This window comes from Halopelagius inordinatus, assembly GCF_900113245.1.
GTDB lineage: Archaea > Halobacteriota > Halobacteria > Halobacteriales > Haloferacaceae > Halopelagius > Halopelagius inordinatus.
Window position 1 is genome coordinate 344,889 of the sequence record NZ_FOOQ01000001.1, and the last position, 22,261, is coordinate 367,149.

At 67.0% G+C, this 22,261-nt stretch carries 23 protein-coding genes; 12 read left to right on the plus strand and 11 right to left on the minus strand.

Going from position 1 to position 22,261, the window contains the following annotated elements; genetic code table 11:
• The first annotated feature begins 9 nt into the window (after nucleotides 1-9).
• Together BM167_RS01840 and BM167_RS01845 are read left to right on the plus strand one after the other, a co-directional pair.
• Nucleotides 10-1,512: an LVIVD repeat-containing protein gene (locus tag BM167_RS01840; protein WP_092887900.1), complete on the plus strand. Its 1,503-nt coding sequence runs from the start codon at nucleotides 10-12 to the stop codon at nucleotides 1,510-1,512.
• Between the two features lie 75 nt (nucleotides 1,513-1,587).
• Nucleotides 1,588-1,929, plus strand: a complete 342-nt coding sequence (locus tag BM167_RS01845) for a NifU family protein (RefSeq protein WP_092887904.1) — start codon at nucleotides 1,588-1,590, stop codon at nucleotides 1,927-1,929.
• Nucleotides 1,930-2,158: 229 nt separating this feature from the next.
• Here the strand turns inward: BM167_RS01845 and BM167_RS01850 are convergent, their stop codons facing one another.
• Nucleotides 2,159-2,449, minus strand: a complete 291-nt coding sequence (locus BM167_RS01850) for a hypothetical protein (protein ID WP_245781289.1) — start codon at nucleotides 2,447-2,449, stop codon at nucleotides 2,159-2,161.
• An 84-nt stretch (nucleotides 2,450-2,533) separates the two neighbouring features.
• On the opposite strand from BM167_RS01850, the gene BM167_RS01855 reads away from it, so the two are divergent.
• A complete protein-coding gene (locus tag BM167_RS01855; RefSeq protein WP_092887910.1) occupies nucleotides 2,534-2,719 on the plus strand; it encodes a hypothetical protein in 186 nt (61 codons plus the stop codon).
• Nucleotides 2,720-2,725: 6 nt separating this feature from the next.
• Here the strand turns inward: BM167_RS01855 and BM167_RS01860 are convergent, their stop codons facing one another.
• The 3 genes from BM167_RS01860 to BM167_RS01870 form a co-directional block, all read right to left on the minus strand.
• A complete protein-coding gene (locus BM167_RS01860) occupies nucleotides 2,726-3,754 on the minus strand; it encodes an LLM class flavin-dependent oxidoreductase (RefSeq protein WP_092887913.1) in 1,029 nt (342 codons plus the stop codon).
• A gap of 75 nt (nucleotides 3,755-3,829) precedes the next feature.
• Entirely contained in the window at nucleotides 3,830-5,278 is a 1,449-nt protein-coding gene (locus tag BM167_RS01865) for a ribonuclease FAU-1 family protein (RefSeq protein ID WP_092887916.1), read from the minus strand.
• Nucleotides 5,275-5,649, minus strand: coding sequence for a DUF7532 family protein (locus tag BM167_RS01870; protein ID WP_092887919.1), 375 nt, complete (start codon nucleotides 5,647-5,649; stop codon nucleotides 5,275-5,277). Before BM167_RS01870 ends, BM167_RS01865 begins: the two co-directional genes overlap by 4 nt.
• A gap of 113 nt (nucleotides 5,650-5,762) precedes the next feature.
• Here BM167_RS01870 and BM167_RS01875 point away from each other — a divergent pair, with 113 nt between their 5' ends.
• On the plus strand, nucleotides 5,763-6,749 hold the full coding sequence (locus tag BM167_RS01875) for a PrsW family intramembrane metalloprotease (RefSeq protein ID WP_092887922.1): 987 nt from the start codon (nucleotides 5,763-5,765) through the stop codon (nucleotides 6,747-6,749).
• A 17-nt stretch (nucleotides 6,750-6,766) separates the two neighbouring features.
• Here the strand turns inward: BM167_RS01875 and BM167_RS01880 are convergent, their stop codons facing one another.
• Nucleotides 6,767-7,405: a riboflavin synthase gene (locus tag BM167_RS01880; protein WP_092887925.1), complete on the minus strand. Its 639-nt coding sequence runs from the start codon at nucleotides 7,403-7,405 to the stop codon at nucleotides 6,767-6,769.
• A 106-nt stretch (nucleotides 7,406-7,511) separates the two neighbouring features.
• On the opposite strand from BM167_RS01880, the gene BM167_RS01885 reads away from it, so the two are divergent.
• Together BM167_RS01885 and BM167_RS01890 are read left to right on the plus strand one after the other, a co-directional pair.
• Nucleotides 7,512-8,153, plus strand: coding sequence for a DUF502 domain-containing protein (locus BM167_RS01885; protein WP_092887928.1), 642 nt, complete (start codon nucleotides 7,512-7,514; stop codon nucleotides 8,151-8,153).
• A 101-nt stretch (nucleotides 8,154-8,254) separates the two neighbouring features.
• A complete protein-coding gene (locus BM167_RS01890) occupies nucleotides 8,255-8,500 on the plus strand; it encodes a DUF7533 family protein (protein ID WP_092887930.1) in 246 nt (81 codons plus the stop codon).
• Nucleotides 8,501-8,527: 27 nt separating this feature from the next.
• Here the strand turns inward: BM167_RS01890 and BM167_RS01895 are convergent, their stop codons facing one another.
• From BM167_RS01895 to BM167_RS01915, 5 genes are all read right to left on the minus strand, one after another.
• Entirely contained in the window at nucleotides 8,528-9,724 is a 1,197-nt protein-coding gene (locus BM167_RS01895) for a M24 family metallopeptidase (RefSeq protein ID WP_092887933.1), read from the minus strand.
• A gap of 7 nt (nucleotides 9,725-9,731) precedes the next feature.
• Nucleotides 9,732-11,591 (minus strand): UvrD-helicase domain-containing protein, encoded by a 1,860-nt coding sequence (locus tag BM167_RS01900; RefSeq protein WP_092887936.1) that lies wholly within the window; start codon nucleotides 11,589-11,591, stop codon nucleotides 9,732-9,734.
• Between the two features lie 78 nt (nucleotides 11,592-11,669).
• On the minus strand, nucleotides 11,670-11,852 hold the full coding sequence (locus tag BM167_RS01905) for an HVO_0416 family zinc finger protein (RefSeq protein WP_092887939.1): 183 nt from the start codon (nucleotides 11,850-11,852) through the stop codon (nucleotides 11,670-11,672).
• A gap of 143 nt (nucleotides 11,853-11,995) precedes the next feature.
• On the minus strand, nucleotides 11,996-13,528 hold the full coding sequence (locus BM167_RS01910; RefSeq protein WP_092887942.1) for a carboxypeptidase M32: 1,533 nt from the start codon (nucleotides 13,526-13,528) through the stop codon (nucleotides 11,996-11,998).
• An 85-nt stretch (nucleotides 13,529-13,613) separates the two neighbouring features.
• Entirely contained in the window at nucleotides 13,614-14,717 is a 1,104-nt protein-coding gene (locus BM167_RS01915) for a M20 family metallopeptidase (RefSeq protein WP_092887945.1), read from the minus strand.
• 188 nt (nucleotides 14,718-14,905) lie between these two features.
• Between BM167_RS01915 and BM167_RS01920 the strand changes: the two genes are divergently transcribed.
• From BM167_RS01920 to BM167_RS01930, 3 genes are all read left to right on the plus strand, one after another.
• On the plus strand, nucleotides 14,906-16,549 hold the full coding sequence (locus BM167_RS01920) for a methyl-accepting chemotaxis protein (protein ID WP_092887948.1): 1,644 nt from the start codon (nucleotides 14,906-14,908) through the stop codon (nucleotides 16,547-16,549).
• A 104-nt stretch (nucleotides 16,550-16,653) separates the two neighbouring features.
• Nucleotides 16,654-18,510 carry a PINc/VapC family ATPase gene (locus tag BM167_RS01925; protein ID WP_092887951.1) on the plus strand — a complete coding sequence of 619 codons (1,857 nt, stop codon included), beginning with the start codon at nucleotides 16,654-16,656 and terminating at the stop codon, nucleotides 18,508-18,510.
• A 13-nt stretch (nucleotides 18,511-18,523) separates the two neighbouring features.
• Entirely contained in the window at nucleotides 18,524-19,177 is a 654-nt protein-coding gene (locus BM167_RS01930; RefSeq protein WP_092887954.1) for a ribonuclease HI family protein, read from the plus strand.
• Nucleotides 19,178-19,325: 148 nt separating this feature from the next.
• Here BM167_RS01930 and BM167_RS01935 read toward each other — a convergent pair whose 3' ends face one another.
• Complete coding sequence (locus tag BM167_RS01935) at nucleotides 19,326-19,619, minus strand: MarR family transcriptional regulator (RefSeq protein ID WP_092887957.1); 294 nt, start codon at nucleotides 19,617-19,619, stop codon at nucleotides 19,326-19,328.
• Nucleotides 19,620-19,779: 160 nt separating this feature from the next.
• Between BM167_RS01935 and BM167_RS01940 the strand changes: the two genes are divergently transcribed.
• From BM167_RS01940 to BM167_RS01950, 3 genes are all read left to right on the plus strand, one after another.
• The gene (locus BM167_RS01940; protein ID WP_092887960.1) at nucleotides 19,780-20,094 is read left to right on the plus strand and encodes an EMC6-like membrane protein; all 315 of its coding nucleotides are present in this window, start codon (nucleotides 19,780-19,782) and stop codon (nucleotides 20,092-20,094) included.
• Nucleotide 20,095: 1 nt separating this feature from the next.
• A complete protein-coding gene (locus BM167_RS01945; RefSeq protein ID WP_092887963.1) occupies nucleotides 20,096-21,925 on the plus strand; it encodes a ribosome biogenesis/translation initiation ATPase RLI in 1,830 nt (609 codons plus the stop codon).
• 76 nt (nucleotides 21,926-22,001) lie between these two features.
• The gene (locus BM167_RS01950) at nucleotides 22,002-22,208 is read left to right on the plus strand and encodes a hypothetical protein (protein WP_092887966.1); all 207 of its coding nucleotides are present in this window, start codon (nucleotides 22,002-22,004) and stop codon (nucleotides 22,206-22,208) included.
• Nucleotides 22,209-22,261 lie beyond the last annotated feature (53 nt).

Here is a 22,261-nt window from a genome sequence, read left to right on the forward strand (position 1 = left end):
GTGCGATTCATGCGACGACGCGACGCCCTGAAAGCCGTCGGGTCGGTACTCGGCGTCGGCGTCTTCGGGTCGGCGGTGACAGCCCATCCCGGACCGTACGAACCGTACGGCTACGTCGAGTTAGAGGGTGCGAGAGAGGCCGTCGTCTCCTCCGACGACGACGTGGCGTACGTCGCCACGACGACGGGGTACGCCTCAGTCGACGTCTCGGTCCCCGACCGACCGCGGGTTCTGGCGGACGTCCGAGAGCCCCTCTCGAACCACGAGTCCGGCCCCCTCCGGCAGATTTACGACGTCGATCTCGACGCCGACTCGGATACGCTCGCGGTCGTCGGACCGGCGAACTCCCGCCCCGGTGCCGTCTCGGGCGTCCTCCTCTCGGACGTCTCCGACCCCGCCGCGCCCGAACGCGTCTCTTTCCACGAGACGACGTACTCTATTCACAACTGCTTTCTCCGCGACGGCGTCGTCTATCTCACCGGCAACGACGGCGCGGAGAACCCCCTCGTCCTCCTCGATGCGGCGTCCGGCGAGACGCTCGGACGGTGGTCGCTCTCCGACGCGGACCCGGCGTGGAGCGACGTACCCGCATCGCTTCGACCGCTTCACGACGTGTTCGTCCGAGGCGACGTGGCCCATCTGTCCCTCTGGGACGCCGGGACGTGGCTCGTGGACGTCTCCGACCCCGCCGCACCGACCGCGGTCGGAAGCGTCGAGGAACCGGACCCGACGGCGCTCTCGTCTCTCTCGCCGTCCGAACGCCGCGGGCGACCGACCGCTCCGCCGGGAAACCACCACTACTCGGCGACCGACGAGTCCGGTGACCTCCTCGCCGTGGGGAAAGAGTCGTGGGCCCGCCGCGTCGAGGACGCGGCGACCAGCGAGAACGCCACGGAGGAGGGCACCGCCGGTGAGGCGTACGTCGGCGGCCCCTCCGGAATCGACCTCTGGGACGTGTCGGACCCCGCCGCGCCCGAACGACTCTCGACCATCGCGCCGCCGCCGTCGCCGGACCCGACGTACGGCGGCGTCTGGACCACCGCGCACAACTTCCAGATTCGGGACGGCCGACTGTACTCGTCGTGGTACCAAGGCGGCGTGAAGCGACACGACGTCTCCGACCCGCGAGAGCCGAAACAGATCTCGTGGTGGCGAAACCCCGACGAGGCGCGGTTCTGGAGCGCGCAGTTGGCCGCGCCGGGCGCACGGGAGGGGTTCTTCGTCGCCTCCAGCATGGGCGTCGACGACGTCTCCGCTCGACTCTACACGTTCCCGGACCACGCGGGCCGACAGGCGAACCCGCCGACGGTCCTCTCGGGCGAGGAGACGACGGAGTCCATCGTCGTCACCGCGACGGGCGAGACGAGAGACCGGTCGGAAACCGCGACTCGGACCCCCGGGTTCGGCGCCGCCGTCGCCGCGGGGTCGCTCTCGGTGGCCGGGTGGCTCGTCCGACGCCGCGCCGAAGCTACGAGCGGAGCTGACGGCGGGAAAGACACACGTCGTTCGTGACACACATCGCTTCGTGTCGACTCGGCGCGAGTACAACCGCAACATACCCGTAGGTGCGGCACGAATAACCTGCTAATGACTGACGATGGTGACTCCGGGGAGACGCTGAAAGAACGCGTCGAGACGTGGATGGTCGGACAGATGCCCATCATCGAGATGCACGGCGGAAACAGCGTCGTCCAGAAAGCGGACCCCGAGAGCGGCGAAGTCGTCGTCGAACTCGGCGGCGCCTGCGCCGGATGCGGCATCAGCGATATCACCGCGGACAACATCAAAGCCGACCTCATCACGGACTTCGAGGAGGTAGACGACGTCCAAGTGAAGGTGCCGAGTTCCGGCGACCACGGCAGCAGCACGGTCGAAGGCGGACGCGGAGGCGAACTCCAGTACGGCAGCGAATCCCCGAATCACTTCTAACCCACCTTTTTACGCCTCGGGTCGCGCGAAGCGCGACCGCTCGGTGCAAAAAGCCGGACGAAAAAGTTCCGCGAGGGCTCGCTCCGGAAGAACTCCGTTCTTCCGTGCTCCCATTCGCCTTCGGCTCACGGGAACTTCGCTCGCCTCGCGGCACGGTCGAGACGACCACCGCACCACCGACTGCTTCCCGAATTTCACGCCGTCGATTCCCTTCCCCTCTCGACGCCGTTCAGCGCCCGCCGCGGTACGCGACGGATCTGTCCACGTCCATCGGGAGTATCTGCCCGGCGACGGCTTTCCTGACGAAGTAACCGAAGAACCCGAACGTCACCGCACAGCCGAACGCGACCATCGTGGCGAACAGTCGAACCTCGGTCACTCCCCGCCAGAGCGTCTCTCCGAGGAGCCACAGTCCCCAGAGCGTCGCTCCGAGGGCGACGGCGAGGCAGAGATAGCCGAACGCGCCACCGACCGCCGACTTCAGACCCATGATGCTCTCTTTTCCCCTTCGCGCCAACATCTTTGTGGTATCCGCGGCAGTCGGCGTCTCGGTCTGTCGGGTCTCGCACCCGTTCTTTTGAGTCTCCGGCCGCAACCTCGGACCGTGCCATCCTGCCCCGACTGCGACGTCGAGATGCGCGAAACAGACCACAAAACCTCCTACCGCGGCGACGGAATCCGAATCGACGTCGAGGGCGGTCTCTTGGGGAAACTCGACCTCAAGGGGACGTACCTGAACTGCCACGTCTGCCCGGAGTGCGGCCTCGCGAGATTCTACGCCGACGCCTGACCCTTTTCACCGAGACGTCAGTCCGACGCCGTCGGCGAGCAGTTCGTGAGAGCGGAGTGCGTCGTCGTGGTCCGAGAGGACGTGCTGGATCATCACCTCGTCGACGCCGACGCGGTCCGCGAGCTGCTCCAACAGGCCCGAGAGCGTCTCGGGACTCCCGGAGATGGCCCGCGGCCACTCGTCGGAATCGAGCGTCGCGGGCGTCGGGTCGGGCACGAAGCCGAGTTCGTCGATAGCCTCCTCGACGGAGGGCGTGGTGCCGACGACGCCTCGTTGCATCCGCTTGAACGACGCCTCGGCCACCGCCCGCAGTCGCGCCGCCTCCTCGTCGGTCTCCGCACAGACGGCGTTCACCGCGACCATCCCCCGCGGTTCGTCCCGCCCGCCTGCCAGCGGCGACGACCGGAACTGCTCGCGGTACTCCTCGAAGGCGCGCGCGGCGAACTGCGGGCGGATGAACGCCGCAAAGCAGTAGGGGAGCCCGAGTTCGCCCGCCATCGCCGCACTCGACGGACTCGACCCGAGCAGCCACGGGTCCGGTTCGTCTGCGCCCGACCGCGGAATCTGTAGGTCGCTGTACGCGTGACTCTCCGGGTAGTCGTCGTAGAGGTGGTTGACGACGGCTTCGACCTTCTCTCTGTGGTCTTCGTCGGGGTTCCGGACGTACCGTTCGGTCTCGAGGGCGCTATCGACGGCCTCCGACCCGTTCGCTCGCCCCAGTCCCGCGTCGATGCGACCCGGCGCGAGGGCGTCCAACGCCCCGAACACCTCCGCGACCTTGAACGGGCTGTAGTGGTTGAGAAGCACCGCCCCCGACCCGAGGCGAATCGACTCGGTTTCGGCGGCGAGGCGTCCGAGCAACACCTCGGGGGTGGTCCCGGCGAGGGTGTCGGCCATCCCGTGGTGCTCGGCCACCCAAAAGCGCGAGTAGCCGAGTCGCTCGGCCTGCGTCGCGGCTTCGACGGTGTTTTCGTACGCGTCCGTCGCGGTGCCGTCGTCGGGGACCGGAGAGAGGTCTACGGCGGAGAGTTCCATGTCCGCACTCGGGGCCTTGCGAGAGATAACGGTTGGGCTAGCAGAAGTTCGCCCGGAGACGTTCCGGGGTCCCACTCACTTCGAGAGCGCCGTCTCCAGACTCGACGCGACGGACCGCGCCTTCTCGGCCAACGCCTCCGAGATGACTCCGTTCTCTACGGCGTCGTCTAACTCGTCGTCGTCCACGCGTTCGACGGTGCCGTCGGCGTGCTTTATCACGTCCACGTGGAGGTCCACGTACCGAATCTCGTCCGGGAAACATTCGACCGGCGTACAGACGTTGACGTACGTTCCCTTCACCTCGCTCTCGGAACTCCGGTAGACGGTCGGATACCACCACCGACCCTCGCGGAACTTCGTGAGGGCCGTGTCGCCGGACTCGCGCGCGACGCCGAGGGCGTCGTACGTGCCGCCGCCGGTCAGTTGCCGTTTCACCGAGACGGTTCCGTCGGCGTCCCACTCGACCACCTCACCGCGGCCGAGAGTGATGTGCCGCCCGTCGGGTTTCCCGTGGCCGATGCCGACGGTGTCGCCTTCGACCGGTCCGAACTGCCGCGTCACCACGTCGAACGGAAACTCCCCCGTCGGGTCACAGAGCGCTTCCGCGAAGTCAACGCCCGCACTCGCGGACTCCGAGGCGGCCTTCGTGCGGTGGTGGCCGGGCATCGTCGTCTCCACCTCGCGGCGGTCCGAGTCGAGTTCGAATCGCGACTCGCGACCGAACCACACCCACCGCCCCGCACCGGTTCGGACGAGTTCGCGCGCGGGTTCCACCTCGTCGGCCCCGTCGAGGGCGGATTCGAGCGTTTCGGCTCTCTCCGTCGCCCGTTCGAGCGACGTACGGAGGGCGTCCATGTCCGCGTCCGTGGCCGCGTGGGACCACTCGATACCCCACCCCTCGGGCGCGGAGACGCCCAACAGGTCGGTCATCCCCGCGAGTTCCCGTCCGGCGGCGTCGTCGCGCGTGTCCACGCGAACGCCCTCGCCGCCGCGGACGAGGGTGGCGAGTCCGCCGTCCGCGCGCACCTCCGTGTCGAGTTGCGCCCGGCGGTCGTTCCACGGGGGTTCGGACGCGCGCACCTGGACGCGCACGGCGTCGCCCGCCTCCACGTGGCGGTCGGTCGTTCGGAACGGGAGAAACCCCTCCGCTCCGTCTCCGAGAGCGCATATCGCGCCGGACCCCCGCGTGTCGGTCACTCGCGCGTCGAACACCGCGCCGCGGACCGCGGGGTCGTCCCACTCGAACGCGTCGATTTCGACGCCGCGGAGGTGCGACCCGACGGTTTCGACCGCCTCGGCGTCGCCGTGGACGCCGACGCCCTGTCTGTCGCCCGTCGTCTCGACTGTCACCTCGTGGTGGCCGCTCTCGAACTCCGCGTCGAACCGGTCGCGGATGGGTTCTGAGGCCTGCACCACCTCGTACCCAGCGCGGAGAAACCGGCGCGTCAGGGCGGTGGTGTAGATGCCGCGGACGCGGACGCGAACGTCCGTCCCGCCGCGTTCGCTGTCTGCGTCGTCGCTCATCGCAGGGCGTCCGGGCCGCGGGCGAAGCGCACCCGGCCGTGGACCGTCGGGCCGAGAGTGAGTTCGACCTTCTCCTCGGAGAGGACCCGGCCGTCCTCGACGTACGCGCCCCACGAGTCGAATCGGAGGTATCCCCGCAGGTCGCCGCCGTGGGTGTACAGGTCGAGATACTCCACCTCGTGTTCGTGGACGTCGTCGCTGCTGTGTGCGCGGTCCATGTCGGAGTACACCGGTCCGTCCTCGAAGAACGACTCCAACGCCTCCGCGTCGCGGCGGACTGCGTCGGTCACGGCGTCCGACGCCGACCGAATCTCCTCCTCGGAGAGACCCGCCTCGCGGAGGGCCGCCTGCGTCCGTGGGTCGAAATGCATGCGTCGAGGTTCGCTCTCCGACCTTTTCAACTGCCCTGATTGCGGTCGCGGCGGTGCGGTCTTTCGCTCACGTGGCCGAAGAAATTACGCGGCGTCGGATTCATTTTGGGACGATGGCTAAGAGAGACCCGGTTCAAAAGGCGACGGACGACTCCGCGGACCTGTACGATATCTCCACGTGGGAGGAACGAACGTCGGTGGACGGGCTCGCGGTGTTCATCTACCGCGTTCTGGCCGGTTCCGCCCGCATCGCGGTGGTCGCAGTGGCGCTCCTCTTGCTCCTCGGTATCGGCGGCCTCGCGGCGTTGACGGACCCACAGACGGGGATTTTGACGCTGCTCTCGGCGATTCCGGCGCTCGGACTCGCCGCCTACGTCTACTACAGCGACGCGACGACGAACGAACCGCTGTCGCTTCTCGTCGGAACGTTCCTGCTTGGCGTTCTCACGGCGAACTTCGCCGCCGTTCTCAACGGGTATCTCAAGCCGTACTTCGGCGGCCTCGGCTTCGTCGGCACGGTACTGTTCTTCTATCTCGTCGTCGGTCCGGTCGAAGAGACGGTGAAGTTGCTCGCGGTTCGCCTCTTTGCGTACACGGACGAACGCTTCAGTTCCGTCGTCGACGGCGCGGTGTACGGCGCGATGGCGGGACTCGGCTTCGCCACCATCGAGAACGCCCTCTACATCACCCGCGAACTCCCGACGGAGGGACTCGACTTGGGCCTCGGCCTCATCGGTGCGGGCGGCGGCATCACGGCCGTCCGCGCCCTCGCGGGGCCGGGACACGTCATCTACTCCGCCATCGCCGGGTACTACCTCGGCCTCGCGAAGTTCAACCGCGGGTCCCGCGGCCCGATAATCATCAAGGGTCTCCTCATCGCCACGTTCGTCCACGCCACGTACAACTCGACGGTGGGCATCGGGTCGGCGATAATCGCGACGTTCACCGGCCTCGGCAGTCTCACGTCGTTCCTCGTCTACATCCTCATCTACGACGGCATCTTCGGTCTCTACCTCCTCAGAAAGATAAAACGGTACAACGACGCCTACCACGATGCGGACGCGACGGGCTACGGCGACCAAGCCCCGCAGGACGACTGACCCGACTCGAAGCGAGGCTACTCGGCGTCGGACGCTGACGCGCCCCGCGCCATCCGTTCTGCGTACCCCGACACCATGTTCTCGACGTACTTTGCGACCACGTCCACCTCGACGTGAACCGGGTCGCCGACGGACTTCGAAGAGAGCGTCGTCAGGTCGTACGTCGTCGGGATGACGGCGACGGCCAGCGTTTCGTCGGACCGGTCGGCCACGGTCAGGCTGATTCCGTCGAGTGTGACGGAGCCTTTCTCGACGACGTACCGCCCGAACCCCTCGGGGAGGGCGAACTCGAACCACCAGTCGTCGCCGACGCGTTCGACGGCCGCCATCGTCGTCGTCGTGTCGACGTGCCCCTGCACGAGGTGGCCGTCGAAGCGACCCTCCGCGGGGAGGGCGCGTTCGAGATTCACCGCGTCGCCCTCGCGAACGTCGCCGAGGTACGTCTTCTCGACCGTCTCGGCGGCGAGGAACACCTCGAACCACGACCCTTCGTCGTCGAACGTCTCCACGGTCAGACAGACTCCGCTGACGGCTATCGACTGGCCGTGGTGGAGGTCGTCTATCTCGAACTCCGGACGGATTCGAAGCCGCCGTCCCCCGCCGTCTTCGCTCGCCGCGACGATTTCGCCGACACCCTCGACGATGCCCGTGAACATGGTTCGACCTCCTGTCTCAGTATTGAAAAGCGTCACGAACCCGTTCACCCGCGCTCGCGGTTCGGCTGGCGTACACTTTTGCCGCATTATCACGCACTCCGACGTGATGAACGTCGCCGCGCGCCTCCGGAGCAGTTTCGTCACGGGTACGCTACTCGTCACGCCCCTCGCCGTCACGGTGTTCGTCCTCGACTTCGTGTTCGACAGGCTCACCCTGCTTTTGAACCCGATAGTCCGAACGGCGGGGCTGACCGCGTACACCGGAAACATCGAAATCGTCGCGCAACTCGTCGCCGCCGTCCTCTTGGCGTCCGCGCTGACGGTTCTCGGCTACGTCGCCTCGGTCGAACTCGGGCGGCGATTCTTCGGCGGTTTCGAACGCGGGCTTCGCCTCGTTCCGCTGGTTCGGACCGTCTACTTCGGCGTCCGGCAGGTGTCGGAGTCGCTGACGCGACAGAGCGAGGGATTCGAACGCGTCGTTCTCGTCGAGTACCCCCGCGAGGGACTGTACTCGCTCGGGTTCGTCACGAACGACGGCCCGAACGCGGCGGAGGACGCGACGGGGGAGACGCTCTGTACGGTGTTCGTCCCGCACAGTCCGAACCCGACGGCGGGGGCTCTCATCATGGCGTCCGACGCGGAGATGTACGACCTCGAGATGTCCGTCCGGCGGGGGCTGAGACTCGTCGTCACGACGGGCCTCGGCGTCGAAGACCCGGACGAACTCCCGTCGGGCGTCGTCCGGTGAGAGAGGGTGTCGCGACGGGAGACGCCGACCGGACCCCCGAACGCCGTCGCTGCGTCGTATCGCGGCGTTTTTGACCGCCGGAGGCGAACGGTCGACAGACGATGGGACTCGGAATCTGGGGGACGATACAACTGGCCGCGACGCTCGTATTCGCGATTCCGGTCGGTATCTTCGGTCTGAACACGCTTTTGGCCGGACAACAGGTGCTCGGCGGCGGCCTCCTCGCCGTCGCCGTACTGATGGTTGCGCTCCCGCACTACCTCACGACGCCCGGCGACATCCCGGCGACGATAGCCGAGAAGGTGGTCGGCAAGGCCGTGACGGTACCCGACGACGACGAGACGTGACTGTCCGTCTCGCGTCGCCGCCGCGTCTCACTCGCCGCGCGGCGCGAACGAACGCGGGTACTCGTGGAGTATCTCGACGCCCGCCTCGGTGACGACGACGAGTTCTTCTAGCCGGACGCCGCCGCGTTCGGGGTCGTAGACGCCCGGTTCGAGCGTGAACGCGTGCCCGGGCCGCAGTTCCGCCTCTCCTCGGAGCGACGGCCCCTCGTGAAGCGAGAGGCCGACGCCGTGGCCGGTTCCGTGGGTGAACCCCGCCTCTCCCTCCGCCGCCTCGGGGTCGAACCCGTACGCGGCGAGTTCGGCGGCCGCCTCGGCGTGCACCGTCCGGGCGGGGACGCCCGGTTCGACGGTGTCGAGAGCGACGTCTAACGCCGACTCGACTGCGATGTACGCCCGGCGCTCCCACCCGCCGTCGCTGTCGACGACGTAGGTCCGCGAGATATCGCCGTAGTAGCCGTGCGGGCCGCGCGGCGAGAGGTCCACGAGCACCGTTTGGCCCGGTCGAACCGCCGCGGTCCCTCGGTAGTGGAGGTCGGTACAGGTCGGTCCCGCACCGACGACGGTGTTCTCGGCGTCGGTCACGCCGCGGGCCGCGAGTTCGGCGTTCACCTCGCGTCGAAGGCGTTCCGTCGAGAGGGGTTCTCCCTCCCAGACGAGTTCGTCCCCGTCGGGCGACGCCTCCGCGAGGACCGTCTCGGCGCGCCGCATCCCGCCCGCGGCGGCGCGTTGCACCCGCCTCAGTGCGTCGAGTTCGGCGTCGGTCTTGACCGCGCGGGCGGCGGCGACGGCGCCCGTCGACGTCACGTCGTACCCGCCGCGTTCGAGGTACGCCGCCGCGTCGTGCGGAATCGACTGCGGCGCGAGAACCGCCTCCCCGTCCGTCAGGTCGTCGAGGACGGCCCGGGCGCGGACGCCCGCCGGGTCGCCGGCGTTCGCCGTCCGAACCTCGCCGCCGAACTCCCGGCGGGCCTGTCCTTCGAAGCGCGACGGCGCACAGAGGACGCCGCCCTCTGGACCGTCGGCGACGTAGACGAACGCGTAGTCGCGGTCCGGCCCCGAAAAGCGCGTCAGATACCGCACGTCGTCGTCGAACCGGTCGCCGACGTGGACGAACGCGGCCGCGTCTGACTCCGCGAGGGCGTCGTCGAGGAAGTCGAGAGTCGTCGTCGGGGCGGGCGTCGCATCGAGAGACGACTCCTCGCCCTCCGAGTGCCGGTCCGTCATCGCGCGGTTACGGGTCCGGTTCCGGTGCCGGCGTCTCCGCCTCCTCTTGGGCCTCTTCGAGGAGGTCCTCGATCGGGTCCTCGCGGAGTTCGTTGTGCAAAAGGACGCTCACCGGAAGCGTCGGCGCGCCGGAGACGAGGTTCTCCAAGAGGACGAGACGCTCTCTGGCGCGGGACATGCCGACGTAGAAGACGCGGCGTTCGTTGTCCGTCAGGATGGGGACGGGACTCGTCGTGGAGGTGAACTCCTCGACGCCGTCTACCTCCTCGTCCTCGACGGAGGCGGCCATCTGTTCGACCACCTTCTCGGTGAGGTCGGTGGCGACGAACACGTGGTCCGCCTCGCGACCCTTCGCGGAGTGGATGGTACCGACGCGGACGCGGTTGGGGTCCATGTCCTGGTACTCCCCGGAGAAGTACGCCTCGATGGACTTCCGCTGGAAGGACGTCACCTTCCGGACCATGTCGCCCGCGGACTCGCTCTGCGGGAGGAACGGCGCGTGGTCGGAGATGACGCCGTTGTCTATCTCGATTTCGGTCAGGTCTTCGACGCCCGCGGCCTCTTTTTGCTCGTCGATGTGGTCGAACAGGTCGTCGCGTTCGTTCGAACCGAACGCGGAGTCCTGCAGCATGTCGGCGAGGCGGCGCGCTTCGAGTCCGTTCACCGGGTCGCCGCGTTCGGTCTTCTCTATGGCGCGGACGTACTGCGTGAGGCGGTCGGTCCACATCCGCTGGTCCGTCAGCACGGAGAACGGCATCCCCAGCGGCAGGAACTCGTCGATGAACTGAAACATCTGGTAGCGAGCGCGGAACAGCACCATGATGCTCTCTTCGTCTTCGCTCTGTTCGATGGTGTATCGGACGTTCCGCGCCAGGTCGAGCATCGACGGCGACTGGATTCCCTCTACGGTTCCGCCCTCCTTGCGCGGTTTGAGGTCTTTCTCCTGTCGCTTGTCGATGTGGCGAATCTCCTGATTGACGACGTTCAGGATACGGGAGGGCAGGCGGTAGGAGTTCGGAAGCACAACGTCCTCGTCGCGTTCGGCGTCCAAGAGGAGGTTCGGGTCCGCGCCCTGCCACGCGTAGACGACCTGGTCGTCGTCGCCGGCGATGAGGACGCGCTTCATGTGCGGTTTCCACTCCTCGTAGACGTCGTACTGGAGCGTCGTGATGTCCTGGAACTCGTCGATGACGAGGTAGTCGACGTGGGGGACCAGAGAGCGCTGTCGCACCCGTTCGAGCATGTCGGCGAAGCCGACGAGTCCGTGTTCGCCCTTGTACGAACGCCACGCTCGGATGGCCTCCGGAACGTCCACTCTGTCGTCGTCGGAGGGCCACGTCGGCGTGTACTTGTTGCCCTCCTGTGCGTTGGGGTCTACGTCCGGGGGGAGACGAACCTCCTCTACGTTCCATTGGAACGGCACGTCGTACCAGTCCGTGACGTCGCGGCGGGTTCGCTGAAGCCACTGGCTGGTCGCGATTATCTTGTTTCCGAGCGTCGTCGAACGTGCAGTTCGACGGCCCGCCCCGCCGTACTGGTCTTCGAACTCGATGCCGTACTCTTCGCAGAACTCCGTCTTGTCCTTCTCGCCGACCACGTCGTTACGGGAGAGGTCGAGGAGTTCGTACGCCTTGGCGTGCATCGTCGCCACGTTGCCCTTCAGTGCGCGCGGCGAGATGTCGAGTCGTTCCGCGAGTCGTTCCCGAATCTCGGCGGCGGCAGCGCGGGTGTACGAGACGACGAGAATGTCGCGAATCGTCGTCTCTTCGTCTTCGAGGATGCCCTCGACTCGGTCGAGAAGCGCGGTCGTCTTCCCGCTCCCCGGTCCACCGAAGAGTCGAGTGACGGTCGCGTCGGAGTCGGTCATTGTACCCGTTCACGCCCTAATCGGTGATAAAGAGCCTGCTTTATCTTATACTGAAGTTCTGTCGAACGCGACCCTGACTCAGGCGAGCGGGTCCCACCCGCAGACCGCGCAGTCGTCGGCAGACTGGTCGTGTAACGCACCGCAGTCCGGGCACTGCTTTTTGTTATAGGACGTCTCCCAGTTGGACTCTGTCACCTCGTGGCCGCGGTCGTCCAAGAACTGGTCGAACAGTGCGTCGTCGGGGTTCGGTGCAGAAGCCATACGGGCTGTGGTATGGGTTGTCATTACTTAGTCTTGTTGCCGCACACTACCGTTCCGGAGATATATCGAGAGATAGAGGGCCGAGAGACGCAGAAATCCCGACTATCGAGGCCGAAGAAGGGAGGCTCCGCGGGTCGGAGCGGTCAGTCCAACTCGTAGAGGTCGCCGTACTTCTCCGTGACGTAGGCCACGAAGTCGTCGGCGGCGAACTCCTCGCCCGTCGCCTCGACGACGAGTTCGTTCGTCTCGTACTTCGAGCCGTGGCGGTGGACGTTCTCGATCAACCACTCGCGGAGGGTCTCGAACTCTCCCGCCTCGATCTGCTCGTCGAGGTCGTCGATGTCGTCTTCGGCGGCGTCGAACAGTTGCGCGGCCATCACGGACCCGAGCGAGTACGTCGGGAAGTAGCCGAAGTTACCGTGACTCCAGTGGATGTCCTGCAGACAGCCCTCCGCGTCCGTCTCCGGGCGGACGCCGAGATACTCCTCGTACTTGTCGTTCCACGCCTCGGGCACGTCCTCCACGTCGAGTTCGCCCGCGACGAGGGCGCGTTCTATCTCGAACCGGACGATGATGTGGAGGTGGTAGGTGAGTTCGTCGGCTTCGACCCGGATGAGGTTGTCCTCGTACACCTGATTCGCCGCCTCGTAGGCCTCTCGTGCTGTCACGTCCTCGGCCTGTTCGAACCGCTCTTTGAACTCGGGGAGAAACAGGGTCCAAAACGGCTCCGAGCGTCCGACGTGGTTCTCCCAGAGGCGCGACTGGGACTCGTGGACGGACAGGTCCCGAGACTCGCCGAGAGGCGTCGCGTACTCCTCGTCCGGCAGGCCGAGACTGTAGTTGGCGTGCCCGAACTCGTGAATCGTCGAGGTGACGGCGCCGAGGGGGTCCGCCTCGTCGAATCTCGTCGTCACGCGGGCGTCGAACGTGGTCCCCGAGGAGAAGGGGTGCGGGGCCACGTCGAGGCGTCCGCGCTCCCACGGATAGCCGAGCATCGAGAGCACGTCGCGACAGAGTTCCTCTTGGGTCCCCTCGTCGTACGTCCCTTTCGAGGAGAACGCGTCCGTCGCCAGTTCGGCGTCGGACTCGCGAATCTGCTCTATCATCGGCACCAGGGTGTCGCGGAGTTCTTCGAGGATGGACTCGGCCTGTTCGAGGGGGAGACACGGCTCGAAGTCCTCGAACAGCACCTCGTAGGCGTCTCTGTCGGGATCGATATGTTCGGCGTACTCCCGTTTGAGTTCGACGTGCTTCTCCAGGTACGGCGCGAACTTCGAGAAGTCGTCTTCGGCTTTCGCCTCCTTCCACGCCGGAAGCGCCTCGGAGGACGTGGTCGAAATCTCCTCGACGAGGTCGGTCGGGACGCTGGTCGCGCGGTCGTACTTCCGTCGAATCTCGCGGACGACGGCCGCCTGCTCTTCGGTCAGGTCCGTCGATTCGAGTTCGTCGAGCAGTTCGCCCACCTCGTCTTCGGTGAGCAGTTCGTGCGAGAGCGACGAGAGCGTCGAGAGTTGCTGGGAACGCGCCGGCGTGCCCTCCTCGGGCATCATCACCTGCTGGTCCCACGAGAGGAGTCCGGCGGCGTTCTGCACGTTCGCGACGCGCTTGTACTTCTGCAGGAGTTCGGCGTAGGCGTCGGGAGCGGAGTCCGCGTCGCCGGTTGCGTCTGTCGCCATGTGTCGTCAGATGTGCGCCGGACGTTATCAACCCGGCGTCTGCGGACGAGGCGACCGGTTTACCGGCGGCGAGTCGCCCCGGCGGTCACTCCGCGGGCCACCGTTCGGCCGCGCCGCGATAGATGCGGTAACACCGCTCTAGCACCGCTATCGAGACGCTCTCGGTGGCGGTGTGCGCCTCGCCCGGTTCGGCCGCGCCGCAGACGACGCAGGACGTCCCGGCGGCGGCCAACCACCCGGCGTCCGTCGCGTGCGGTTTCGTCACGAGTTCCGGCGTCGCCGCCTGCGCCCCATCGGCGGCGGCGAGGACGGCGTCGGCGAACGCCTCGTCGTCGCAGGCCATCGGCGGCAGGTCCTGGTCCACCGTCCACTCGACGCCCGGTACCTCCTCGACGCGTTCGAGGGGCGCGCGTTCGCCGGGCACCGTCCGTTCGTCCACGGTCACCTCGCACGCCTCCGGAATCACGTTCCACGCCGACCCGCCGTCTATCTCGGTGACGGCGACGCTCCCCCGGAGGCGTTCGCCGAACACGTCGGCCTCCGGGAACTCCGTCTCGCGAATCACGTCCACGGCGTCGCAGGCGCGGTAGACGGCGTTTTCTCCCGCGTCGGGTTCGCTCGCGTGCGCCGCCGACCCGCGCGCGGTGACAGTCGACCCCCGCCGCCCCTTGTGGGCGACGGCGACGTCCGTCACGTCGCCGCCGGAGTAGTTCGTAGAGCCTTCGCCGACGACGGCGGCGTCGGGCGCGAACCCGTCGTCTATCGCCGCCCGTGCGCCCTCGCCGCCGACTTCCTCGCCGACGAACGAGGCGAACACCAGTTCGCCCGCGGGCGAGGCGTCCCGGAAGGCGACCATCGCCGCCGCGACGGCACCTTTCATGTCGGCGGTGCCGCGGCCGTAGATACGGCCGTCTCGGGTCTCTACGACGTACTCGCCGCCTTCGACCTGCGACTCGTCCGGGGGCACCACGTCGTGGTGACCGACGAGAGCGAGTTCGGTCGCCTCTCCGCTCGCGTCCCCTCCTCGCCGGGCGAACACGTTGCCCGCGGCGTCGCGCGTCACCTCGGCGTCCGTCTCCGCGCGAAGCCACGACTCGATTTCGTCCCCCGCGGCCGTCTCGTCCTCGTGGCTGGGCGTCGAGACGAGGTTTCGCGTCAACTCGACCAGTTCCTCGCGGGTGTCGGTCATCGTCGAACCGTGTGCGGGGGGCGACCAAAAGTCTCCGGACGGCGACGACGCCGCCGTCGGTTACCCGATTATCCCGATTCGAAACGGATATTCGGCGCTTCAGTCCGCTCCACCCCGGCCTGACCGACGCTTTTCGATCCGTGAGAATCAGGCCCCCACGTTATACTCTCTTCCCGATACGTTCGACTGTGAACCTACTCGCCTCGTACGAACGACTTCTCTGGGGCACGATGGACGCCCTCGGCGTCTCTCGTTCGCTCGCGCGCAAGGTCATGACCGCGGTGGGTATCCAGTTCGGCGTCTCCGTCGCGCAGGCGGCGCTTCCCGCTCTCGTCGCCGGACGGACCCGGACGGCGCTCTCTGCGGTACTGTTCGTCGGCGCGTTCGTCGCCTTCGCGAACACCGTCCTCGTCGTGCGCCGAGACGTCGTCTCGCCCGTCGACCGACTCTCGGAGTCCGCCGCCGCCGTCGCCGCCGGGGACCTCTCTACGCCCCCGCCGGAGGCGAACGGCGAAGACGAAATCGCCCGCCTCGTCTCGGACTTCGGCGACATGCACGCTCACCTCCGAACCGTCTCGGAGCAGGCGACGGCGCTGGCGGACCGCGAGTTCGACGACCCGGTGCTCGACGAATCGCTTCCCGGCGAGTTCGGAGACGCCCTCGACCGGATGGCGGCCGACCTGGCGAGTCACACGCGGAACCTCCGCCGACTCGTCGACGCCTTCGGCGAGGCGACCGAACGCGCCGCCGAGGGCGACCTGACGGCGCGCCTCCCCGCCGAGGCGGTCGGAACCGACGACGAACGGTACGCCGAAGTGGCCCGGTCGTACAACGAGTTCGTCGGCGAACTCTCCGACACCGTCGCCGAGGTGCGGTCGTTCGCCGTCGAGGTGGCGGCGATGGCCGACGAGGCGCAGTCGCACGTCGAACGAGCGAACGAGGCGAGCGAGGAAGTCGCCGCGGCGGTCGGCGAGATATCCGACGGCGCGACGACGCAGACCGACCACCTCCAGACCGTCGCGGGCGAACTCTCGACGCTGTCGGCCACGGTCGAGGAGATAGCGGCCTCCGCCGACGAGGTGGCCGGTCGGGTGGAGACGGCCGCAGACCGGGGACGCTCCGGGCGCGACGTGGCCGCCGAGGCGATGGCCGAACTCGACGCCGTGGAGTCGCAGATAGACGAGACGGCGGCGGCCGTCGGCGGTCTCGCCGAACGAATCGAGGAGGTAGACGAGATTGCGGCGTTCATCGAGGACGTGGGATCGCAGACCGACCTCCTCGCGGTCAACGCCGCGATAGAGGCGGCGCGGGCGGGCGAGGCCGGCGACGGGTTCGGCGTCGTCGCCGAGGAGGTGAAGGCGCTGGCGGCGGAGACGCGCGACTCCGCAGAGGAGGTGTCCGCCCTCGTCGAGGACGTGACCGACCGCTCCGAGGAGACGCTGGCGACGGTCCGCGAGACGAACCGGAAGGTCGCAGACAGCGTCGAGACGGTGGAGTCGGCAATCGAGGAGTTCGAGGCCATCGTCGCCGCCGTCGAGGAGGTGGATTCGAGCGTCCACGAGGTGAGTCGCGCGACGGACCAACAGGCGTCCACCTCGCAGGACGTGGCCGCCCGCGTGGACGACGTGGCGAACATCTCCGAGGAGACGGCGGCGCGGTCCGCGTCCGCGGCCGACGCGGCGGACCGACAGGCCGAGTCGGTCGACGAACTCGCGGACAGAGCCACCGGCCTCTCGGGCCGCGCGGCGGCGTTGGAGTCGCTCGTAGAGCAGTTCGAACTCCCCGACGACGCCGAATCGAGAGAGCGCGCCCCGTCGCCGGCGGACGACTGACGGCGGCGCGGGCGACTCGCGGGGCGACGCTCGATTTCGGGTGACCGCGACGCCGCGGTGCGGTCATCTATATCCTTATCCGTCTACCGCTCGAAACGCCCCGCATGAAGATAGTGCCGGACACGAGCGCGGTCATCGACGGTCGCGTGTCCGAGCGAATCGAGTCGGCCGAGGAGTCCGAGCTGACCATCTGCGTCCCCGAAGCGGTCGTCGGCGAACTCGAATCGCAGGCCAACGACGGCCGCGATACGGGCTGGGAGGGGCTCTCCGAACTCCAGCGTCTGACGAACCTCTCCGACGACGGGTCGGTGACGGTCGAGTACGTCGGGCGGCGGACGAAGCCGAGCGAATCGACCGGTGCCCACGAGGGCGACATCGACGCGGTCATCCGCCAAGTCGCCGAGGAACGCGACGCGACGCTTCTCACGAGCGACGTGGTCCAGTCGGAAGTCGCCAAGGCCAAAGGTCTCACCGTCGAGTACGTCGACCCCCGCGTCCGCGGGTCCGGCGAACTCATAATCGAGGAGTTCTTCGACGACGAGACGATGTCCGTCCACCTCAAGACGGGCACGAAGCCGAAGGCAAAGCGGGGGTCGCTCGGCGACATGCACTACGAGACGATTCGCGACGAGGTCACCGACGAGGAGACGATGACGGAGTGGGCCGACGACATAGAGGAGACGGCCCGAACCAGTTCCGAGGGCTTTCTCGAACTGTCGGAACCGGGGATGAGCATCGTCCAGTTCCGCGACTACCGCATCGCCGTCGCCCGCCCGCCGTTCGCCGACGGCATCGAGATTACGGCCGTTCGCCCCATCGCGAAGACGTCGCTGGAGGACTACGAGTTCGCCTCGGAACTCAAAGACCGCCTGAGCGAACGCCAGCGCGGCGTCCTCATCTCCGGCGCGCCCGGGGCGGGCAAGTCCACGTTCGCGCAGGCCGTCGCGGAGTTCCTCAACGACAACGACTACGCGGTCAAGACGATGGAGAAACCCCGCGACCTGCAGGTCGGCCCCGAAATCACGCAGTACACGGCTCTCGACGGCCAGATGGAGAAGACGGCGGACTCCTTACTGCTGGTCCGTCCGGACTACACCATCTACGACGAAGTCCGGAAGTCGAACGACTTCGAGGTGTTCTCCGACATGCGTCTCGCGGGCGTCGGCATGGTCGGCGTCGTCCACGCGACGCGGGCGATAGACGCCCTCCAACGTCTCGTCGGCCGCGTCGAACTCGGCATGATTCCGCAGGTGGTCGACACCGTCGTCTACATCGAGGCGGGGGAGGTCCACACCGTCTACGACGTGACGACGCAGGTGAAAGTGCCCGAGGGCCTCACCGCAGAGGACCTCGCGCGACCGGTGATTCAGGTCGCGGACTTCGAGACGGGCAAGCCCGAGTACGAGATTTACACGTTCAACCGACAGGTCGTCACCGTCCCCCTCACCGGCGAGGACGGACAGGGCGACTCCGAGACGGGCGTCGGCCGCCTCGCGCGACAGGAGATAGAGCGAGAGATTCGCTCTATCGCGCGCGGCCACGTCGACGTGGAACTGCAGGGCCAGAACAAGGCGACGGTGTACGTCGACCAAGACGACATCTCGTACGTCATCGGCAAGGGCGGCGGCCGAATCTCCGACGTGGAAGACAGACTCGGCATCGACATCGACGTCCGCACGCACGACGAGAACCCCGACTCCGGCGATGCCGCCGGGGCGTCGGGCGGCGCGCCCGGCGGCGCGGAGACGGTCGTCACCCCGGAGGTCACCTCCCGACACATCGTCGTCCGGTTGGACGAACACGTCGGCGAGACGGTCGAAGTCCGCGCCGACGGCGAGTACCTGTTCACCGCGACGGTGGGCCGCGGCGGCGACATCCAAGTCTCCCGCGGGAGCGCCATCGCCGAGGAACTCGAACAGGCGATAGACCGAAAACAGCGCATCACCGTCCACCCGGCCTGACGCCTCCCCGCCCGTGACCGACGACCCCCTCCCGGCCGAACATCTCTCGCCGCTCGCCGCACTCGTCGACGAGGTACTCGCGGGCGTCGGGTACGAGATGTCGGCCGCCACCGACGCCATCGACGACGCCGTCCCCGGGTACGGCGGCCTCTTCGTCCCCGAGACCACGGACGCCGAGTTGCGTCGCGCGTTGGAGAGTCTGCTGGAGTCGGGGCTCACCCGGCCGTCCGTCCCCGAACCCGCGAGCGACGCGTTCGTCCTCTACGTCGACGGCAGTTCGCGGGGTAACCCCGGCCCTGCGGGTGCAGGGGCCGTCATCGCGGACGCCTCCGAGGACCACCTCGCCCGTCTCGGCCGACCCGTTGGCTCTCGGACGGGCAACAACACCGCCGAGTACGTCGCTCTCCACCTCGGACTCTCGGAACTGTTCGATCGCTACGAACCGCGCAGACTGGACGTGCGCATCGATTCGATGACCGTCATCCGCGACGTCTGGGGCGGCGACGACCCGACGGAACCGGGCGTCGAGGCGTACAGCGACGCCGTCGCGGCGGTACTCTCGAACGTCCCCGAGCACCACTACACGCACTTGGCCGACAGCGACCCGAACCCCGCCGACGCACTGGCGACGGTCGGAGCCGATATCGCGGCGTTCGGACCCGGGTAGCGAGGGCGTCCTCCGGATTCGTTGGCGACGAACCGGGCGGTGACGGGTCCGTAGAGAGTGAGAGAAGCCAGAGGTGTCCCGGGTCACCGACGTTACCGGGGTAGTCTGCCGTCGATGCGTTCCACCCGTGCCGTGGGAGTGTCCGACGTTACTCGGCGCAGCAGGCTTCTGCCTCGTCGCCGTCGCCGTCCGCCAGGTGCGCCTTCGGGGCGGCGTCGGTCAACTGATAGAGGTTCTGCCGCGCGTCGGCGAAGTAGACGTCCTCGTCTACGACGCCGATTCCCTCCAGACGCTCGAGTGCGTAGCGGACCGTTCGAGCCGACAGCATCGACTCCTGAACGATGCCCTTCTGGGTCAACGGGCCGTTGTATTCGAGTACCTTGAAAACCAACTTCGCACTCGGGGGGAGGTCGTCGAGACTCTCCTGTTCTGCCTCAGCCATCGTTACGAATCGAAACGTCCGAACGCAATAAACCTTCGTGAGTTGCGGCGGCCGAAACGGTTTGCTCACTCTCTTTCGGAGTTCTACCCCCGAGAGGCGGACGTCCGTCCGCCGTGTGCGGAACGAACGCCTTTTGATGCAGGGTACCGGACGGACTGGTATGGCCACGGAAACACAGACCGGTCTCTCGGGGCACGTCCGAGGGGTCACGGTCACCACACTCGCCTGTCTCGCGGGCGTCGCCGCCGCGTTGGCGTCGGGTGTGGTGGTCGGGACGACGGTCGACGCCGCGACGAACCAGTTATCGCTGGCTCTTCTCGGCGCGTCCGTCCTCGCCCAGTTCCCCCTCCTCCGCCTCGTCGGCGTGGACGTCGAGGACTTCGGCGCGAAGGACTACCTCTACGTCGCGTTCATGACGTTCACGCTGTGGTTCATCTCGTTCACTATCGTCCTCACCGCGGGCGTCCAGTTCTAACATGGCGGACGACAGTATCGCGGTCGTCGACCTCGACAGATGTCAGCCCGACCGCTGTAGTTACGAGTGCGCCAACTTCTGCCCGCCGAACCGGACGGGCAAAGAGTGCATCGTCACGCGCGGGGACTACTACGAGGAGGACGAACCGTACGACGGCGGCCCGGACCAGATACGCATCTCCGAGGAGGTGTGTCTCGGCGAGACGTGCGGTATCTGCGTCGAGAAATGTCCGTTCGACGCGATAGAGATAATCAACCTCCCGACGGAACTGCAGGACGACCCGGTCCACCGGTACGGCGAGAACTCCTTTGCGCTCTACGGGCTTCCGGTGCCCGAATCCGGTTCCGTGACGGGGATTCTCGGCCCGAACGGCATCGGGAAGACGACGGCAGTCAGGGCTCTCGCGGGCGAGATGGTACCCAATCTCGGCAACCACGACGAGGAAGCGTCGTGGGAGGCGGTCTTAGACCGGTTCCGCGGGACCGAGTTACAGAACTACGTCGAACGAGTCCGCGGCGACGACGTCACCATCGCCCGCAAGCCGCAGTACGTCGACCAGATTCCGAAGCAGTTCGACGGCGTCACGCGTGACCTCCTCGACTCGACGGACGAACGCGGCGCACTCGACGACTACGTCGAACGCCTCAACATCGCTCCGGTGATGGACCAACCCCTCGATACGCTCTCGGGCGGCGAACTCCAACGCGTCGCTCTCGCGGCGACGCTCGCGCGCGACCGGGATTTCTACTTCCTCGACGAGATTTCGCCGTACCTCGACATCGGTCAGCGAGTGACCGCCGCGCGACTCATCCAGGAGTTGGCCGAAGACGAGGACAGAGCGGTCCTCGTCGTCGAACACGACCTGGCGATTTTGGACCTCCTCGCGGATACGCTCCACGTCGCGTACGGCGAACCCGGCGCGTACGGTGTCATCACCGACCCGAAGTCGGTGCGAAACGGCATCAACGAGTACCTGAAAGGGTATCTCTCGAACGAGAACATGCGCATTCGGCCGAACGAGATAACGTTCCAAGAGCACGCGCCCCGCGAGACGACGAAGGGCGCTTCGCTCATCGACTACCCCGACCTCTCGAAATCCTACGGCGACGGCGAGTTCTCCCTCGACGTCGAGGGCGGGACCATCTTCCAGTCGGAAGTGCTGGGCATCGTCGGCCCGAACGGTATCGGGAAGTCCACGCTCGCGAAGATGTTCGCGGGCTCTCTTGCCCCCGACGAGGGCGAACTCGACTTCCACCTCGACATCGCCTACAAGCCGCAGTACATCGAAATCGACCAACCGATGCGCGTCGACGCGTTCCTCGCGTCTATCACCGACGACTTCGGCAGTTCCTACTGGAAGACCGAAGTCGCGAACCCGCTCCAACTCGAACAGATCATGGAGCGGAACTTAGACGACCTCTCGGGCGGCGAGAGACAGCGAGTCGCCATCGCGGCGTGTCTCTCCGAGGACGCCGACCTGTACGTGATGGACGAACCCTCGGCGCACCTCGACGTCGAACAACGCGTGCAGGCCACCTCGGCCATCCGCCGGTACGCCGAGAACCACGACGCGACGGTGATGGTCATCGACCACGACATCTACATGATAGACCTGCTCGCGGACCGCCTGATGGTGTTCGACGGCGAACCCGCAGACCACGGCCACGCCGCGAAACCGCAGGAGATGCGCGCCGGGATGAACGACTTCCTCGCGGACTTGGACATCACCTTCCGCCGGGACGAACGCACCCAACGTCCCCGCATCAACAAGCCCGGGTCGCAACTCGACAGTCAACAGAAGCGCGACGGCGAGTACTACTACGCGCCGTAGTCGGTTCTCGAATCCGGTATCCTTCCCGCGGACACGGCCTCAAGCGTTATTGCCGCGGACGGCTTGAAGTACTCCCATGAGCACTAACAGCAAGTCGTTCCTCTCTGGGAGCAAGTTCAAGAACGCGAACGTCGGTATGCTCGTCGCGCGGGCGGGCATCGCGCTCTTCCAAAAGAAACCGAAGCGCGCACTCATGTACGCCGGGGCCGCCCTCGTCTCGACGAAGTCCACCGTCGGCGGACTCGTCGCGCAGGTCCTCATCAAACTGGTCGGCCGGAAGTAACGCCGTCGAAATCGGCTTCACGGACGGTCGATACAGCGGTCGGCCACAATTCA

Excerpts from the sequence above, each read along its gene's own strand:
- BM167_RS01840 (WP_092887900.1), top strand. The coding sequence starts at position 10 with ATGCGACGACGCGACGCCCTGAAAGCCGTCGGGTCGGTACTCGGCGTC.
- BM167_RS01845 (WP_092887904.1), top strand. The coding sequence starts at position 1,588 with ATGACTGACGATGGTGACTCCGGGGAGACGCTGAAAGAACGCGTCGAG.
- BM167_RS01850 (WP_245781289.1), bottom strand. The coding sequence starts at position 2,449 with ATGTTGGCGCGAAGGGGAAAAGAGAGCATCATGGGTCTGAAGTCGGCG.
- BM167_RS01860 (WP_092887913.1), bottom strand. The coding sequence starts at position 3,754 with ATGGAACTCTCCGCCGTAGACCTCTCTCCGGTCCCCGACGACGGCACC.
- BM167_RS01865 (WP_092887916.1), bottom strand. The coding sequence starts at position 5,278 with ATGAGCGACGACGCAGACAGCGAACGCGGCGGGACGGACGTTCGCGTC.
- BM167_RS01870 (WP_092887919.1), bottom strand. The coding sequence starts at position 5,649 with ATGCATTTCGACCCACGGACGCAGGCGGCCCTCCGCGAGGCGGGTCTC.
- BM167_RS01875 (WP_092887922.1), top strand. The coding sequence starts at position 5,763 with ATGGCTAAGAGAGACCCGGTTCAAAAGGCGACGGACGACTCCGCGGAC.
- BM167_RS01880 (WP_092887925.1), bottom strand. The coding sequence starts at position 7,405 with ATGTTCACGGGCATCGTCGAGGGTGTCGGCGAAATCGTCGCGGCGAGC.
- BM167_RS01885 (WP_092887928.1), top strand. The coding sequence starts at position 7,512 with ATGAACGTCGCCGCGCGCCTCCGGAGCAGTTTCGTCACGGGTACGCTA.
- BM167_RS01890 (WP_092887930.1), top strand. The coding sequence starts at position 8,255 with ATGGGACTCGGAATCTGGGGGACGATACAACTGGCCGCGACGCTCGTA.
- BM167_RS01895 (WP_092887933.1), bottom strand. The coding sequence starts at position 9,724 with ATGACGGACCGGCACTCGGAGGGCGAGGAGTCGTCTCTCGATGCGACG.
- BM167_RS01900 (WP_092887936.1), bottom strand. The coding sequence starts at position 11,591 with ATGACCGACTCCGACGCGACCGTCACTCGACTCTTCGGTGGACCGGGG.
- BM167_RS01905 (WP_092887939.1), bottom strand. The coding sequence starts at position 11,852 with ATGGCTTCTGCACCGAACCCCGACGACGCACTGTTCGACCAGTTCTTG.
- BM167_RS01910 (WP_092887942.1), bottom strand. The coding sequence starts at position 13,528 with ATGGCGACAGACGCAACCGGCGACGCGGACTCCGCTCCCGACGCCTAC.
- BM167_RS01915 (WP_092887945.1), bottom strand. The coding sequence starts at position 14,717 with ATGACCGACACCCGCGAGGAACTGGTCGAGTTGACGCGAAACCTCGTC.
- BM167_RS01925 (WP_092887951.1), top strand. The coding sequence starts at position 16,654 with ATGAAGATAGTGCCGGACACGAGCGCGGTCATCGACGGTCGCGTGTCC.
- BM167_RS01935 (WP_092887957.1), bottom strand. The coding sequence starts at position 19,619 with ATGGCTGAGGCAGAACAGGAGAGTCTCGACGACCTCCCCCCGAGTGCG.
- BM167_RS01940 (WP_092887960.1), top strand. The coding sequence starts at position 19,780 with ATGGCCACGGAAACACAGACCGGTCTCTCGGGGCACGTCCGAGGGGTC.
- BM167_RS01945 (WP_092887963.1), top strand. The coding sequence starts at position 20,096 with ATGGCGGACGACAGTATCGCGGTCGTCGACCTCGACAGATGTCAGCCC.
- BM167_RS01950 (WP_092887966.1), top strand. The coding sequence starts at position 22,002 with ATGAGCACTAACAGCAAGTCGTTCCTCTCTGGGAGCAAGTTCAAGAAC.